General features: G+C 74.4%; 14 protein-coding genes. 7 read left to right on the top strand and 7 right to left on the bottom strand.

Going from position 1 to position 13,800, the window contains the following annotated elements; translation table 11 throughout:
• The first annotated feature begins 120 nt into the window (after nucleotides 1–120).
• Entirely contained in the window at nucleotides 121–711 is a 591-nt protein-coding gene (locus ACSNOA_RS04965; protein WP_436656730.1) for a DUF4190 domain-containing protein, read from the top strand.
• Nucleotides 712–747: 36 nt separating this feature from the next.
• Here the strand turns inward: ACSNOA_RS04965 and ACSNOA_RS04960 are convergent, their stop codons facing one another.
• Entirely contained in the window at nucleotides 748–1,653 is a 906-nt protein-coding gene (locus ACSNOA_RS04960) for an SDR family NAD(P)-dependent oxidoreductase (RefSeq protein WP_436656728.1), read from the bottom strand.
• 116 nt (nucleotides 1,654–1,769) lie between these two features.
• On the opposite strand from ACSNOA_RS04960, the gene ACSNOA_RS04955 reads away from it, so the two are divergent.
• Nucleotides 1,770–2,369 (top strand): DUF4190 domain-containing protein, encoded by a 600-nt coding sequence (locus tag ACSNOA_RS04955; protein WP_436656725.1) that lies wholly within the window; start codon nucleotides 1,770–1,772, stop codon nucleotides 2,367–2,369.
• A 102-nt stretch (nucleotides 2,370–2,471) separates the two neighbouring features.
• Here ACSNOA_RS04955 and ACSNOA_RS04950 read toward each other — a convergent pair whose 3' ends face one another.
• Nucleotides 2,472–3,428, bottom strand: coding sequence for an HpcH/HpaI aldolase/citrate lyase family protein (locus tag ACSNOA_RS04950; protein ID WP_436656723.1), 957 nt, complete (start codon nucleotides 3,426–3,428; stop codon nucleotides 2,472–2,474).
• Between the two features lie 99 nt (nucleotides 3,429–3,527).
• Here ACSNOA_RS04950 and ACSNOA_RS04945 point away from each other — a divergent pair, with 99 nt between their 5' ends.
• Complete coding sequence (locus ACSNOA_RS04945) at nucleotides 3,528–4,373, top strand: SDR family NAD(P)-dependent oxidoreductase (protein ID WP_436656721.1); 846 nt, start codon at nucleotides 3,528–3,530, stop codon at nucleotides 4,371–4,373.
• Between the two features lie 39 nt (nucleotides 4,374–4,412).
• Here ACSNOA_RS04945 and ACSNOA_RS04940 read toward each other — a convergent pair whose 3' ends face one another.
• On the bottom strand, nucleotides 4,413–6,632 hold the full coding sequence (locus ACSNOA_RS04940; RefSeq protein ID WP_436656719.1) for an APC family permease: 2,220 nt from the start codon (nucleotides 6,630–6,632) through the stop codon (nucleotides 4,413–4,415).
• 111 nt (nucleotides 6,633–6,743) lie between these two features.
• Nucleotides 6,744–7,709, bottom strand: coding sequence for a DMT family transporter (locus ACSNOA_RS04935; RefSeq protein WP_436656717.1), 966 nt, complete (start codon nucleotides 7,707–7,709; stop codon nucleotides 6,744–6,746).
• Nucleotides 7,710–7,801: 92 nt separating this feature from the next.
• Between ACSNOA_RS04935 and ACSNOA_RS04930 the strand changes: the two genes are divergently transcribed.
• Nucleotides 7,802–8,515: an HAD family hydrolase gene (locus tag ACSNOA_RS04930; protein ID WP_436656715.1), complete on the top strand. Its 714-nt coding sequence runs from the start codon at nucleotides 7,802–7,804 to the stop codon at nucleotides 8,513–8,515.
• Between the two features lie 12 nt (nucleotides 8,516–8,527).
• Here ACSNOA_RS04930 and ACSNOA_RS04925 read toward each other — a convergent pair whose 3' ends face one another.
• Both ACSNOA_RS04925 and ACSNOA_RS04920 read right to left on the bottom strand, forming a co-directional pair.
• On the bottom strand, nucleotides 8,528–9,040 hold the full coding sequence (locus ACSNOA_RS04925) for a hypothetical protein (RefSeq protein ID WP_436656713.1): 513 nt from the start codon (nucleotides 9,038–9,040) through the stop codon (nucleotides 8,528–8,530).
• 82 nt (nucleotides 9,041–9,122) lie between these two features.
• Nucleotides 9,123–9,992: a PhzF family phenazine biosynthesis protein gene (locus ACSNOA_RS04920; RefSeq protein WP_436656711.1), complete on the bottom strand. Its 870-nt coding sequence runs from the start codon at nucleotides 9,990–9,992 to the stop codon at nucleotides 9,123–9,125.
• A gap of 33 nt (nucleotides 9,993–10,025) precedes the next feature.
• Between ACSNOA_RS04920 and ACSNOA_RS04915 the strand changes: the two genes are divergently transcribed.
• From ACSNOA_RS04915 to ACSNOA_RS04905, 3 genes are all read left to right on the top strand, one after another.
• Entirely contained in the window at nucleotides 10,026–11,312 is a 1,287-nt protein-coding gene (locus ACSNOA_RS04915; protein ID WP_436656709.1) for a magnesium transporter MgtE N-terminal domain-containing protein, read from the top strand.
• On the top strand, nucleotides 11,305–11,898 hold the full coding sequence (locus ACSNOA_RS04910) for a DUF1003 domain-containing protein (RefSeq protein WP_436656707.1): 594 nt from the start codon (nucleotides 11,305–11,307) through the stop codon (nucleotides 11,896–11,898). Before ACSNOA_RS04915 ends, ACSNOA_RS04910 begins: the two co-directional genes overlap by 8 nt.
• A 164-nt stretch (nucleotides 11,899–12,062) precedes the next feature.
• Entirely contained in the window at nucleotides 12,063–13,211 is a 1,149-nt protein-coding gene (locus ACSNOA_RS04905; RefSeq protein ID WP_436656705.1) for an Mrp/NBP35 family ATP-binding protein, read from the top strand.
• Nucleotides 13,212–13,305: 94 nt separating this feature from the next.
• On the opposite strand, the gene ACSNOA_RS04900 is transcribed toward ACSNOA_RS04905, so the two are convergent.
• On the bottom strand, nucleotides 13,306–13,725 hold the full coding sequence (locus ACSNOA_RS04900; protein WP_436656703.1) for a preprotein translocase subunit TatB: 420 nt from the start codon (nucleotides 13,723–13,725) through the stop codon (nucleotides 13,306–13,308).
• Nucleotides 13,726–13,800: the final 75 nt, after the last annotated feature.

Below are 13,800 nucleotides of genomic sequence, written 5' to 3'. Positions count from 1 at the left end.
TCGGTCGCCGGCCCGGCGAGGCCAAGGTGACCAGTCCACACAACCTCTGTGAAAAGGTTCACCGCTGCGGGTAGCGTCCGGCAAGAGGGCCGTGTCCGGCGCCGGCAGGAGGAGGAGACCGTGACGAACCCGCCGCCGTCCGAGCCGTCCGACCCGTCCGAGCCGTCCCGGCCGCCCGGCGGCGAGCAGCCGCCGTCGCCCTACGAGCCGCCCGGGGGCCAGTCGCCGTACGCGCCGCCGCCGGACCGCTCGCCCTACGCGCCACCGCCGGACCGGTCACCGTACGGCCCGCCGCCGCCCGAGCCCTCGCCGTACGCGCCGTACGGCGACCAGCCGCCGGGCGCGACCCCGCCGGACCAGCCGCCGTTCGGCCAGCACGGTGGCTATCCGCCGGGTCCCCAGTGGGGGCAGCAGCCGTCGTACGCCCCGCAGACGCCCTACGGGCAGTACGGCCCACCACCGGGCGGACCCGGCCGGGGCACCAACGTGCTGGCCGTCCTGTCGCTGGTCTTCGCGTTCGTGTTCGCGCCGGCCGGCATCGTGCTCGGTCATGTGGCGAAGCGGCAGCTACGGACCAGCGGCGAGGAGGGCGACCAGCTCGCCACGTGGGGCCTCATCCTGAGCTACGTCTTCACCGGCCTGGGCCTGCTCGTCTGCTGCGGCTGGGCGGCGCTGGCGATCTTCGCGGGCAGCGACGGCCGCACCTACTGACCGGCGGCCACGGCGTCACCCACCGACCGCGGCAGCTCAGCGGTACTCCGCCTCCCGGACACTGTTGCCACCGTCGACCACCAGCATCTGCCCGGTGATGTACGACGCGGCCGGCGAGCAGAGGAACGCGATGGCCGCGGCCACCTCGTCCGGTGTGCCGGGCCGCCCCACCGGCGTGCCGAGACCCTGCTTGATCTCGGCCACAGTGGACGCCGCGGTGTGGATCGTGCCGGGCGCGACAGCGTTCACGGTCACCCCGTCGGCGATCATCTCCATGGCGAGCGCCCGGGTGAGCCCGACCACGCCCGCCTTGGCCGCCGCGTACGCGGCCTCCGTGGGCAGCGCGTTGACCGGCCCGGCGGTCGCCGCGAGGTTGACGATCCGCCCCCAGCCACGCTCGGCCATGCCGCCGATGAACGCCCGGCTGCACAGGAACGCGGTGGTGAGGTTGCGGTCGATTTCGCCGCGCCACTCGTCGAAGCTGAGCTGGGCGACCGGGCGGAGCACCTCGGGACTGGCCCGGCTCGCGAGGCCCGCGTTGTTGACGAGCACCTCGACGTCGCCGAGCTGCTCGGCGACCGCGTCGGCCAGCGCTCCCACCTCGGACTCGTCGGTGAGGTCGGCGACGAACCCGATGACGCCCAGCTCGCTCGCCCGCTCGTGGATCCGCCGCGTGGTGGAGACGATCGCCACTTTCGCGCCGAGGTCGGCGAGCCGGCGGGCGGTCGCGTAGCCGATGCCGTCGGGGCTGCCCGCGCCGGTGACCAGCGCGACCCGGCCGTCGAGCCGCATCGTGACCGGCTCGGCCAGTGGAGCCGGCGCGTCGGGGCCGGCGGGGCTGGTCGGTGCGACCGCGCGGCTGCGCCGGGCGAGACCCGGACGGCTCACGTCGCGTCTCGGTCGACTGCCGGAACGATCCGCGGCGCGCGCGTCGATGGCCATGCCTGGATCCTGCCGGTTCCGGCCCATCGGAGCAACGCGGCACCCGGGCGCGGGGACATCGGGTTTGTCCGGTGCTGGCTACCCTGACGGCACCCGCACGCACTGGAGTGAAGCGCATGACCAATCCCCCACCTCCCGCCGGCTGGAACGATCCGGCGTGGTCGGGCAGCCCGCAATCGAACCCGCCGGCCGATCCGACGCTGCCGATGCCCGGCCAGCCGGTGCCAACCCAGCCCAGCCCGGCCGACCCGTACGCGGCCGCTCAGCAGTCGCCGGCCGCGGACGCGTACGCGCCGCCGGCCGCCTACCCGCCGCCGGCCGCGGGGGCCTACCCGCCGCCGGCCGCGGGTGGCTACCCACCGCCGGTTGCGGGGGGCTACCCGCCGCCCGGTTATCCGGCGGCGGGCTACCCGGGCTACGGCTACCCGCCCGCACCGCCGACCAACGGCATGGCCGTCGCCTCGATGGTCGTGTCCATCACCGGCATCATGGGCCTCTGCGGCTACGGCATCGGCGGGATCATCGGCGTTGTCGGCGCGATCCTCGGGCACGCGGCCAGACGGCAGATCCGTGAGCGGGGCGAGGGCGGCGAGAGCATGGCGACCGCCGGCATCGTCATGGGCTGGATCTCGACGGCCATCGCGCTGATCGCCGCGGCCGTCATCACCATCGTCATCGTCTACGCGGCCAGCCAGGACAGTTCCAGCGGCTCCTGAGCCCGGTGCCGGCCGTGTCGCCCGGTGTCCCGGACGGCACGACCGGCGCAGCGACCGGCACCCTCGACGGACGGCCGCGGCGTCGACCGGCGGCCCGCGCGCTCACTGCGCGGGCGGGGTGAAGGAGGACGTGCGGGTCATCCCGGCGGCCCGGCCCTTGGCCGCGACGACCAAAGCCATCTTGCGCGACGCCTCGTCGATCATCTCGTCGCCGAGCATCACCGCGCCGAGCCGGCCGCCCGCCTCCGAGGTGTAGTGGTCGTACGCGTCGAGGATCAGCTCGGCGTGGTCGTAGTCGGCCTGCGCGGGCGAGTAGACCTCGTTCGCCGCGTCGATCTGGCCGGGGTGCAGCACCCACTTGCCGTCGAAGCCGAGCGCGGCCGAGCGACGGGCCACCTCGCGGAACCCGTCCACGTCGCGGATCTGCAGGAACGGGCCGTCGATGGCCTGCTTGTCGTGCATCCGCGCGGCCATGAGGATGCGCATCAGGATGTAGTGGTAGGGGTCGCCCGGGTAGTCGGGGATCAGGGCGCCGACCACGAGGGACTTCATGTTGATGGAGGCCATGAAGTCGGCGGGGCCGAAGATGATGGTCTCGACCCGCGGCGAGGCGGCCGCGATCTCGTCCACGTTGACCAGGCCGGCCGCGTTCTCGATCTGCGCCTCGATGCCGATCCGGCCGACCTCCAGGCCCAGCGTCTTCTCGAGCTGGGTGAGCGTCAGGTCGAGCCACTGCACCTGGGCGGCGTTCTGCACCTTGGGCAGCATGATGCAGTCGAGGTTGGCGCCGGCGCCCTCGACCACGTCGATGACGTCGCGGTACGTCCACGGGGTGGTCAGGTCGTTGACCCGGACGACGCGGGTCTTGCCGGCCCAGTCGCCCTCGTTGAGCGCCGCCACGATGTTCTTGCGGGCGTCCGGCTTGGCCAGTGGGGCGACGGCGTCCTCCAGGTCGAGGAAGACCTGGTCGGCCGGGAGACCCTGGGCCTTGCCGAGCATCTTGACGCTGGAGCCGGGTACCGCGAGGCAGGACCGGCGGGGGCGACCGACAGCGGCCATGGATGTGCTCCTTCCAGCGCCCGGCGGTACGCCGACGCCAGCTCAGAAAGACCGATGCTTAACGATCCCAAAGGTGTTACGCCACGGTAACCTCGCGCCATGAACGGGGTGAACGGAGCTGTGGAAGATCTCACTGGGCGGCGCCTCGTGGTGGTGACGGGCGCCAGCTCGGGCATCGGGTTGGCGGCGGCCGTCGACCTGGCCTGCCGTGGTGACCAGGTGGTACTGGTCGGCCGGGACCCGGCCCGCCTGCAGGCCGCCGGTGACCGGGTACGCGAGGCGTCGGGCGAGCGCCCGGAGCTGTTCCGGGCCGACTTCGCGGTGCTCGACGACGTCCGCCGGCTGGCCGAGAAGCTGCGCGCCGCGTACGACCGGATCGACGTGCTGGTCAACAACGCCGGCGCCATCGTGCTCCAGCCGGTCACCACGGTCGACGGGTTCGAGCTCAGCATCCAGGCCAACCACCTGGCTCCGTTCCTGCTCAGCAACCTGCTGCGCGACCGTATCGGGCGGACGGTCGTGACCGCCTCCGGCGCGCACCGCAGCGGTGCGCTCGACCCGGACGACCTCAACGCGCCGCTGCGCCGGTACCGGGCGATGACCGCGTACGGCACCAGCAAGCAGGCGAACATCCTCTTCGCCGCCGAGGCGGCGCGGCGGTGGCCGGAGGTGCGGGCGCACAGCTTCCATCCCGGCGTGGTGCGCACCCGGTTCGGCAACGACAGCAGGCTCGTGGCGATCGGCATGCGTCTGCTGCCGTTCCGCAGCGCGGAGAAGGGGGCGGAGACGCTGCTCTGGCTGGTCAACTCCGACCCGGCGCGGCTGGTCGACGGCGGCTACTACCACGACCGGCGGCTCCGCCGGCCGCTGCGCAAGGCCGCCGACCCACAGCTCGCGGCCCGGCTCTGGGCGGCCAGCGCCAAGGCCGTCGGCATCGCCGGGTAGGCGCGGCGGGCGCGCGCCGCCGCTGCGGCGGCGGCGCAGTCAGTCGGCGAGGTGCACGGGCAGGCTCGTGACCACCACGCCGGGCAGCGCGCTCAGGGCCCGGCGCAACCGGTGCTCGGCGCGGCTGTGCAGGGGCTGGTGCCACCGCCGGCGCACCACGACCTCGGGCACGATCACCGTGAGCACGACGTCGGGCGCGGCGACGTGCAGCGCCTCGAGGTAGTGCGCGAGGGGCCCGATCACCGCCCGGTACGGCGACACGATGACCTCCAGCCGCACGTGGTCGCCCCACGCCTCCCACTGCTCGCGGAACCGGTCCCCCTCGGGATCCTCGGGGGCGATGTGGACGGCGAGGGTCGGCTGCCCGAGCGACACCGCGTACGCCAGGGCCCGCAGCGAGGCCCGGTTCAGCCGGGCGACCGGCACGACGACGAGGTGGCGTACCTGCTGGGGAAGTTCCTGGGCCTCCGCCGGGGCGCCCGGCTCGGCCGCGCCCAGCAGCGGCGCCGGGGCCAGGGCCGGCCTGGGTCGCGGCCCGCCCGGGGCGGGGTGGAGCGCCACCGAGCGCTGCAACGTCCGGTAGTGGCGGTGGATGGCCAGGGAGAGCAGCACCAGCAGCGGGACGGCGACGACCACCACCCAGGCGCCGGAGGTGAACTTCGTGAAGGCGGCGGTGACCAGCACGAGACCGGAGAGGGCCGCGCCGACGGCGTTGACGACCGCCCGCCGGCGCCAGCCGGCGTCGCGCCGCCGGCGCCAGTGAACCACCATCCCGAGCTGCGAGAGGGTGAAGGCGAGGAAGACCCCGACCGCGTAGAGGGGGATCAGCGCCTGGGTGTGGCCGCGGAACGCGACGAAGACCACGCCCGCGGCCACGGCGAGCGCCACGAGGCCGTCGCTGAACGCCAGCCGGTCGCCCATGTGGAGGAACCGGCGCGGCGCGTGGCCGGCCCCGGCCATGAAGAAGAGCAGCCGGGGAAAGCCGTTGAAGGCCGTGTTCGCGGCCAGCAGCAGGATCAGCGCGGTGGCCGCCTGCACCAGCGCGTACCAGGGGCCGGTCGGGAAGGTGACCCGGGCCAACTGGGACAGCAGGGTCACGTCGGCCTTCGGCACGAGCCCGTCGAGGTGGATCAGCACGGTGAGCCCGACGAAGAGCAGCACGAGCATCCCGACCATCCAGCCGAGCGTGGTGCGGGCGTTGCGCCACTCCGGCGGGCGGAACGCCGGCACGGCGTTCGACACCGCCTCGATGCCGGTCATCGACACGGCGCCCGAGGCGAACGCCCGCAGCACGAGCAGCAGTCCCAGCCCCTCGACGGCCGGCACGGCCGGCGGCGCGACCGGTTCGAAGCCGCGGGCGCCGGCCCGCGCGTAGCCGACGACGAGCAGGGCCAGCAGGGCGAGGATGAAGGCGTACGTGGGCCAGACAAAGAGGTTGCCGGCGGCCCGGACGCCGCGCAGGTTGCCGGCGAGCAGGACGGCGATGGTCAGCACTCCGAGCGGCACGGCGAACCGGGTGAGCCCCGGCATCGCCGAGGTGAGGGCGCTCACCCCGGCCGCCACCGACACCGCCACGGTCAGCACGTAGTCGACCATGAGCCCGGCCGCCGCGGCGAGCCCCGGCCGCACGCCGAGGTTGTCGGTGGCCACCACGTACGAGCCGGCGCCGTGCGGATAGGCGACCACAGTCTGCCGGTAGGACAGCCCGACGGCGACCATGAGCACGGCCAGCACCGCCGTCAGCGGCAGGGACGCCCCGAGCGCGCCGCTGCCCGCGAGCACCAGCACGGCGAGCATGGCCTCCGGCCCGTACGCCACCGAGCTGAGCAGGTCGGAGGAGAGCACCGGCAGGGCCACCAGCTTGCGCATCCGCTCGTAGAGCACGGCGGCGCTGGTGAGCGGCGGGCCGAGCAGCGCCCGACGGACCCGGGTGAGCCCCCGACCGAGGCGCGTGCCCGGCACGTTCGCGGGTTCGGTCGCCACCAGTTCCCCGGGCTCGCCCACGTCGAACATGGCGATCGGCGCGAGCCGGCCGAACCGGCCGGGGGTGGGGCCGCCGCGATGCCGGCGCAGGGACGGGTCGATCGGCAGCTCCGGCGACGGGGGCGGGCGGCCGTCCCCGGCGCCCTCCCACTGCTCCCCGATGCGGCGCAGCGCGCCCAGCTCCTCCTCGGTCAGCGGCGGGAACTCGGCCGAGGGCGTGACCACCGTTCCCGGTGTGCCCTCGTCCTGCCGGTCCCCGCCGCCCCGCCGCCGCATGCCCGCCCTTCCTCGCGCCGCTTCCCTTCCGCACTGTCACGCCAAAGCGGCGCCTGCGGCGGCGGAATGGCGAGTCTCGCCGGAAAAGTGCCCTCCCGGGCGCGCCGCCGGTCAGTCGGCCAGCGGTGCGGCGTCGGCGGGGACGGGGACCGGTTCCACGCGGCGACCGGCCCGCGCGCCGCCGATCACCACCACGGCCACCCCGGCCAGCAGCAACGCCAGCCCGGGCAGGGCGAGCGGGCGGGGCAGCTGGCCGAGCCAGACCCAGCCGATCAGGGCGGCGCCGGGCGCCTCCAGCAGGACCAGCACGCTGACCGTGGTGGCGGAGATCCGGTGCAGGGCGTAGTTGAACATCGAGTGCCCGAGCAGCTGGGCGCCCGCCACGAGGGCGAGGATCGCCAGCCAGGTGCGGTTGTCGAAGCCGACCAGGCGTACCCCGCCGGCCAGGCAGACGACCAGCAGGATCAGCGCGCAGACGCCGTAGCAGATGGTGGTGTACGTCGTGGTGCTGACGCTGGCCCGCGCCCGCTCCCCGAGGGCCGTGTACACCGCGGCGAACATCCCGCCGGCGACGGCGAGCAGGTCACCCCCGAAGGCCCGCCCGGACACGGCGAAGTCGGCGCCGGTGGCGACCACGGCCCCGACCACCGCCACGCCGATCCCGGCCCACACCACCACCGGCAGCCGTCGGCCCTGTCCGCGCGCGATCAACCCCTGCCACACGGGCTGCGTCGCCCCGAGAGCGGTCGCCGCGGCGACCGAGGTGAGCTGGGGGCTCGGCATCCAGGTGGCGAAGTGCGCGGCCAACGCGACACCGGAGAGGACGCAGTACCAGCCCTCGCGCCGCCCGGTGCCCACCGACAGCGCCCGGAACTCCGCACGGCGCCGGGCCAGCGAGACCGGTCCGAGCACGGCGAGCGAGAGCAGGTTGCGCCAGAACGCGACGGCCAGGGCGGGCGCCGCCGCGAAGGCGATCAGCGGGGCGGACGACGAGACGGCGACGACGGCGAGGGCGACCGCCCCGGTGGTGAGCAGGTCGAGCGGCGGGCGCTGCGGAGGCGAGGACACGGGGAGCAATCCTCACACGTTCCGGGTCACCACGGACCGTCAGCACTCCGCTACGATCACGCGGTCCGCACGGCGACCCCCACGCCGGGAGGCACCCCCTCATGCCCAGGTTCCAGGCCGTGCTCTTCGACTTCTTCGGCACGCTCACACGGTCCGTCCAGCGCGGCGCCGCCCACCGCGGCACCGCACAGCTGCTCGGCTGCACCAGCGAGACGCTCGCCGCGGTGCTCGACCGCACCTTCTACGAGCGGGCCACCGGTCAGCTGGGCAACGCCGAGGCGACCATGCGCTGGGTCTGCGCGCAGGCCGGCGTCCACCCGTCGGACGGCGCGTTGCGGGAGGCAGTGGCGTCCCGGCACCGGGCCGTACGCGCCGACACCCGGTTACGCCCCGACGCGGTGCCGACGCTCGCCGCGCTCCGCCAGCGGGGCCTGCGCACCGGCGTCATCAGCGACTGCACGCACGAGTTGCCGGCCTTCCTGCCGGACCTGGCGATCGCGCCGCTGCTCGACGTCCGGATCTTCTCGGTGCAGGTGGGGCGGTGCAAACCCGACCCGGAGCTCTATCTCTCGGCGTGCCGGCGGCTGGGGCTCCCGCCCCGGGCCTGTCTCTACGTGGGCGACGGCGGCAGCCAGGAACTCACCGGCGCCGAGCAGGCCGGGCTGACCGCGGCCCGGCTGGCCGCACCGGACCTCGTCGAGCACATGGTGTTCAACGCGGACGTCGCCTGGACCGGCCCGGTGCTCGGCTCGCTGCGCCAGGTGCTCGACCTCGTCGACGCGGGCATCGCCGCCGCCGGCCACCGGCCCCGCTGACCGGCGGCCCGCTCAGCGGCGACGGACCCGGTGCAGCCGGAACGGCCGGCGGGTCGGCCGCGCCGCGGGCGTGTCCCGTGGCGCCTCGGCCAGCGACCCGTCGGGCAGGGCGTCCCCGGTGACCGGCTCGCCGGCCGGAGTGAGCCGGCTCACCGCGCAGCCGTCGTCCTCCCAGCGCCGCACCAGCTCGGTGGCCGGGCCGGGTGCGTTCAGCCGCTTCGACGCCAGCAGTGGCGCCACAATGTCCCACTCCTCGGTGCCCGGCCGCACCCGGCTCACCTCGGCCGGCCAGGTCACGATCCGGCCACCGTGGTCGCCGCGCATCGTGACCTGCGCCTCGGCCGCGTCGGCGAGCCCCGGGGCGGCCTGCTCGCCGGGGCCGGTGACCACGACCAGCGCGCCCTCGAGCGTGGCGCACCAGAGTGCCCGGGCCGGTTCGCCGGCCACGCTCACCCAGGCCACGGCCGCCTTCTTGATCACCTCGTCGACCAGGGGCGTGCGCTGCCGCCCGTCCTCGTCCGTCACACCGGCATCCTCTCCCACCGGCGGCGGTCGCGTCAGCGTTGGCGTACCGGCCGCTCAGCCGAAGCGTCGGCGTACCGGCCCGTCACCCGACGAACGGCGGCACCATGATCTCGCCGCGGGCCACCGGGACGACCTGACCGGCCACCGTGGCGCCCACCGCCGCCCCGTTCGCCGCGGTGACCACGCAGGCGAGCGACGAGGGGCGGTTGATCTCGACACCCTGACGGACCGTGTAACCGGCCGGGCCGTCCGCGGGCAGCAGGCCGCTGGCCACCAGCCACACGCCGAGGCCCAGCGCCGCCGAGCCGGTGGCCGGATCCTCCGGGACGCCCAGCCCGGGCACGAAGACCCGGCTGTGCGCGGTTTGCGTGGCCGCGTCCCAGGAGAAGACGCAGACGTGATCCACTCCGTACCGCTGCGCCGCCGCCGGGTCCATCCGCGCCCGGGCCACGGCCTCGGGGCGCACCGGCAGGTACGGGAACTCCAGCCCGCACCCGGCGACCCGGGGCGCGGGGCCGGCGTGGTCGGCGGCGGCGAGGCCGACGATCTCCAGCAGCGGCTCGGGATCCAGCTCGGGGCCGAGCGTCGGCGCGCCGCCGGTCAGGGTCGCGCCGGTCTCCGTCACCTCGATGGGCAGCACGCCGGCCCCGCACTCCTGGGTGACCTGCCCCACGCCGAACAGCCCGCGCCGACTGGCCGCCACGGCGGCGCCGACGCTCGGGTGACCGGCGAACGGCAGCTCCTCCACCGGCGTGAAGATGCGGGCCCGGTAGGTCGCGCCGATCTGTGTGGGTGGCAGCACGAACACCGTCTCGGAAAGGTTGAACTCCAGGGCGAGCGCCTGCATCTGCTCGGTGGCCAGGGCCTCGGCACCGAACACCACGGCCAGCGGGTTGCCGGCGAACGGGCGGTCGGTGAAGACGTCCACGATCTCGTACGCCAAGGTCGACATGCTGATAAACACTAGGCGCTTAGGCTGGTGGCCGTGACAACCCCGACCCGGGTCTACATCGCCCGGCTCGCCGGAGTCGCCGTCTTCGATCCCAACGGCGACCAGGTGGGCCGCGTCCGTGACGCGGTGGCCCGCCTGCGGCCGACCCAGCGGCCGCCCGAGGTGGTGGGGCTCGTCGCCGAGATGCCGATGCGGCGGCGGATCTTCCTCTCCATCAACCGGATCACCTCCATCGACGCCGACGCCGTGGTGCTCGGCAGCGGCACGCTCAACCTGCGCCGCTTCGAGAAGCGGCCCAACGAGCTGCTGGTGCTCCAGGAGTTGCTGGACCGGCGGGTGCAGGTCGACCCGGGCGGGCAGTCCGGCACGGTGGTGGACGTGGCCATGGAGTGCAGCCGAGGCGGCGAGTGGTCGCTCGCCCGGGTGGCCGTCCGCGAGCAGACCGGCCGGCTCACCCGCCGCGGGCACCTGCACCAGGTGGACTGGGAGCGGGTACGCGGGCTCAGCGGCATCGCCGACAGCCGGGGCACGGCCAACCTGCTCGCGGTGCTGGAGGACATGCGCCCCGCCGACCTCGCCAACGCGCTGCAGGACCTGCCCGACGCCCGGCGCAACGAGGTCGCCGCCGCGCTGGACGACGAGCGGCTGGCGGACGTCCTGAGCGAGCTGCCCGAGCACGACCAGGTGGAGATCCTCGCCGCGCTGGACCGGGAGCGGGCCGCCGACGTGCTGGAGGAGATGGACCCGGACGACGCGGCCGACCTGCTCAGCGAGCTTCCCCCGCCGGAGCAGGACGTGCTGCTCGACCTCATGCAGCCCGACGAGGCCGACCCGGTGCGGCAACTGCTCAAGTACAGCCCCGGCACGGCGGGCAGCGTGATGACCTCCGAGCCGGTCATCCTTCCGCCGGACGCCACGGTCGCCGAGGCGCTGGCACGGATCCGCGAGCCGCAGCTCTCCCCCGCCGTGGCGGCGCAGGTCTTCGTGACGCGCGCCCCCCTGACCACGCCCACCGGGCGTTACCTGGGCATGGTGCACTTCCAGCGGTTGCTGCGCGAGGCGCCGGCCGACCTGCTCGGCGGGGTCGTGGTCAACGACATCGACCCGCTGCGGCCGGCCACGCCGCTGCCGGAGATCACCCGCCGGATGGCCACGTACGACCTCGTCGCCATGCCGGTCATCGACCGCAACAGCCGGCTCGTGGGCGCCGTGACGGTGGACGACGTGCTGGACCACTCGCTCCCCCGCGACTGGCGGGACCGGGACGCCATGGCGGCCCCGGGCCCCGCCGAGGCGACGCTGGACGGCGCGGATGGCTGAGCAGCGGCGGGCGCAGCGGCTGGACCAGCCGCGCGAGCCCCGCGGCGTCAAGCTGCCCCGCTTCGACCCGGAGGCGTTCGGCCGCTGGTCGGAGGGGATCGCCCGGAGCATGGGCACCGCCAACTTCATCGTCTACATGACGTTGGTGATCGGCATCTGGTTCGGGTGGAACACGCTGGCCCCGCCCCAGCTGCGGTTCGACCCGTACACCTTCACGTTCCTCACCCTGGTGCTGTCGTTGCAGGCCAGCTACGCGGCGCCGCTGATCCTGCTCGCGCAGAACCGGCAGGCGGACCGGGATCGGTTGGCGCTCGAGGAGGATCGGCGGCGGGCCACCGCGCAGAAGGCGGACACCGAGTACCTGGCCCGGGAGATCGCCGCGCTGCGGATCGCGCTGGGTGAGGTGGCGACCCGGGACTTCGTCCGCAGCGAGCTGGCCCGGCTGGCCGAGGAGCTGGACGAGGCGAGCCAGCGGCGGCTGCGGCTGGAGCGGCGTCAGCAGGAGAAGGGCACGTCGCGGGCGTCCGGCGGCGAGGCGCTCGACGAGCCGCGCGACGAGATGGACAGCGATCTCCGCAACGTTTGAACGCCGCGCGCCTCAAGGGGCCAGGCGAGCGGCGTTCGTCTCGATCGTCCCACTTCGTCGGTTGGTCGTCCAGCCCTCGTCCGGCGACCGTGAGGGTCATCGTTTCCCTCACACCGCCCCCGCTGGGCGCGGCCACGGATCACCGCCGACGTAGCATTGCGGGCATGTCAGCACCCGTCAGCACCGTCGAGGACGCGATTCAGGCCGCCCTGGCCACGGTCAACGACCCGGAGATCCGCCGGCCCATCACCGAGCTGGGCATGGTGCGGTCCGCCACGGTGGGTCCGGACGGCGCGGTACGGGTCGAGCTGTTGCTCACCGTCGCCGGCTGCCCTCTCAAGGACAAGCTGCGGGCGGACATCACGGCCGCCGTCGCCGCGGTGCCCGGGGTGACCGGTGTGGAGATCGAGTTCGGGGTGATGAGCCCGGAGCAGCGCCAGTCGCTGCAGGCCACGCTGCGCGGCGGCGGCGCGGCGGCCGAGCCGGTGATCCCGTTCGCCCAGCCCGGTTCGCGCACGCGGGTCTACGCGGTGGCCAGCGGCAAGGGCGGTGTCGGCAAGTCCAGCGTGACCGTGAACCTGGCCGCCGCGCTCGCCGCCCGGGGGCTCAGCGTCGGCGTGGTCGACGCCGACATCTACGGCCACTCGGTGCCCCGGATGCTCGGTGCGGACGGCCGACCGACCCGGGTGGAAGACATGATCATGCCGCCGCAGGCGCACGGCGTGAAGGTCATCTCGATCGGCATGTTCACGGCCGGCAACGCGGCAGTGGTGTGGCGCGGCCCCATGCTGCACCGGGCGCTCCAGCAGTTCCTCGCGGACGTCTACTGGGGCGACCTCGACGTGCTCCTGCTCGACCTGCCCCCGGGCACCGGCGACGTGGCCATCTCGCTGGCCCAACTGCTGCCCAACGCCGAGATCCTCGTGGTGACGACCCCGCAGGCCGCCGCCGCCGAGGTGGCCGAGCGCGCGGGCGCCATCGCGCTGCAGACGCACCAGCGGGTCGTCGGTGTGATCGAGAACATGTCCTGGCTCGAGCTGCCGGACGGCTCGCGGATGGAGGTCTTCGGCGCGGGCGGCGGGCAGACCGTCGCGGAGTCGCTGACCCGCACCATCGGCGCGCAGGTGCCGCTGCTCGGGCAGATCCCGCTCGACACCCGCGTACGCGAGGCCGGCGACGCGGGCAACCCGATCGTGCTGGCCGAGCCCGAGTCGCCGGCCGCCGTGGCGCTGGGCGGGGTGGCCGACCGGCTCGCCGTCCGGCGTGAGTCGCTGCTGGGCAAGCCGCTCGGCCTGAAGCCCGCCGGCCGCTGAGGCGGTCACCCGCCGCGGGACCGCCCCGCGGCGGGTCGGAGTGGCCGACCGCTCGACGACGCGGCCGCGCGCCGGCTCGGGCCGCTACGTCGGATCAGGTGGCGTCGTCGTAGCTCGCCCGGGGCGCGGGGGCCGGCGCGCTGCCCGTGGCGGTGGACGGCCGGCCGTTCGACCGCAGGTCGGCCGCGTTGGCGACGTCCTTCAGGTCGTCGTGCACCCCGGTCACGTCCGCGCGCAGGTTGTCGTAGACGCCCTGCAACGGCTTCCGGATCGCCTGCTCGTCCTCCTCGCTGAGGAGGTGCTTGCGGATGAACGCCTTCGGGTGCAGGTCCTCCAGCTGGATGTCGGTGCCCAGCTCACGGCTCAGGTCGGTGGTGGCGTTGCTGGCCATCTTGCGCAGGTTGCGCACCATCCGCAGCCCGTCGTTGATGACCGTCGGCAGGCGGTCACCGAAGATCAGCAGCGCCAGGAGTAGCAGCGCACCGATCTCCCACCAGTTCAGGTTGTCGAACATCCCGCGAGGCCCCCTCTCGGCGTCAGGGCAAGACTACGCACGTCGGGGGCGGAGCGGGGAGGGGGTGACCCCTCG

The sequence above is a fragment of the Micromonospora sp. URMC 103 genome, assembly GCF_051386435.1.
In the GTDB taxonomy this organism is placed as follows: domain Bacteria; phylum Actinomycetota; class Actinomycetes; order Mycobacteriales; family Micromonosporaceae; genus Micromonospora.
This window is presented reverse-complemented; position numbering and strand designations above follow the sequence as displayed.

Bases quoted from the DNA above. Each gene is read 5' to 3' on its own strand.
- ACSNOA_RS04910 (WP_436656707.1), top strand. From the start codon at position 11,305: ATGGCTGAGCAGCGGCGGGCGCAGCGGCTGGACCAGCCGCGCGAGCCC.
- ACSNOA_RS04945 (WP_436656721.1), top strand. From the start codon at position 3,528: ATGAACGGGGTGAACGGAGCTGTGGAAGATCTCACTGGGCGGCGCCTC.
- ACSNOA_RS04905 (WP_436656705.1), top strand. From the start codon at position 12,063: ATGTCAGCACCCGTCAGCACCGTCGAGGACGCGATTCAGGCCGCCCTG.
- ACSNOA_RS04960 (WP_436656728.1), bottom strand. From the start codon at position 1,653: ATGGCCATCGACGCGCGCGCCGCGGATCGTTCCGGCAGTCGACCGAGA.
- ACSNOA_RS04950 (WP_436656723.1), bottom strand. From the start codon at position 3,428: ATGGCCGCTGTCGGTCGCCCCCGCCGGTCCTGCCTCGCGGTACCCGGC.
- ACSNOA_RS04930 (WP_436656715.1), top strand. From the start codon at position 7,802: ATGCCCAGGTTCCAGGCCGTGCTCTTCGACTTCTTCGGCACGCTCACA.
- ACSNOA_RS04955 (WP_436656725.1), top strand. From the start codon at position 1,770: ATGACCAATCCCCCACCTCCCGCCGGCTGGAACGATCCGGCGTGGTCG.
- ACSNOA_RS04940 (WP_436656719.1), bottom strand. From the start codon at position 6,632: ATGCGGCGGCGGGGCGGCGGGGACCGGCAGGACGAGGGCACACCGGGA.
- ACSNOA_RS04920 (WP_436656711.1), bottom strand. From the start codon at position 9,992: ATGTCGACCTTGGCGTACGAGATCGTGGACGTCTTCACCGACCGCCCG.
- ACSNOA_RS04900 (WP_436656703.1), bottom strand. From the start codon at position 13,725: ATGTTCGACAACCTGAACTGGTGGGAGATCGGTGCGCTGCTACTCCTG.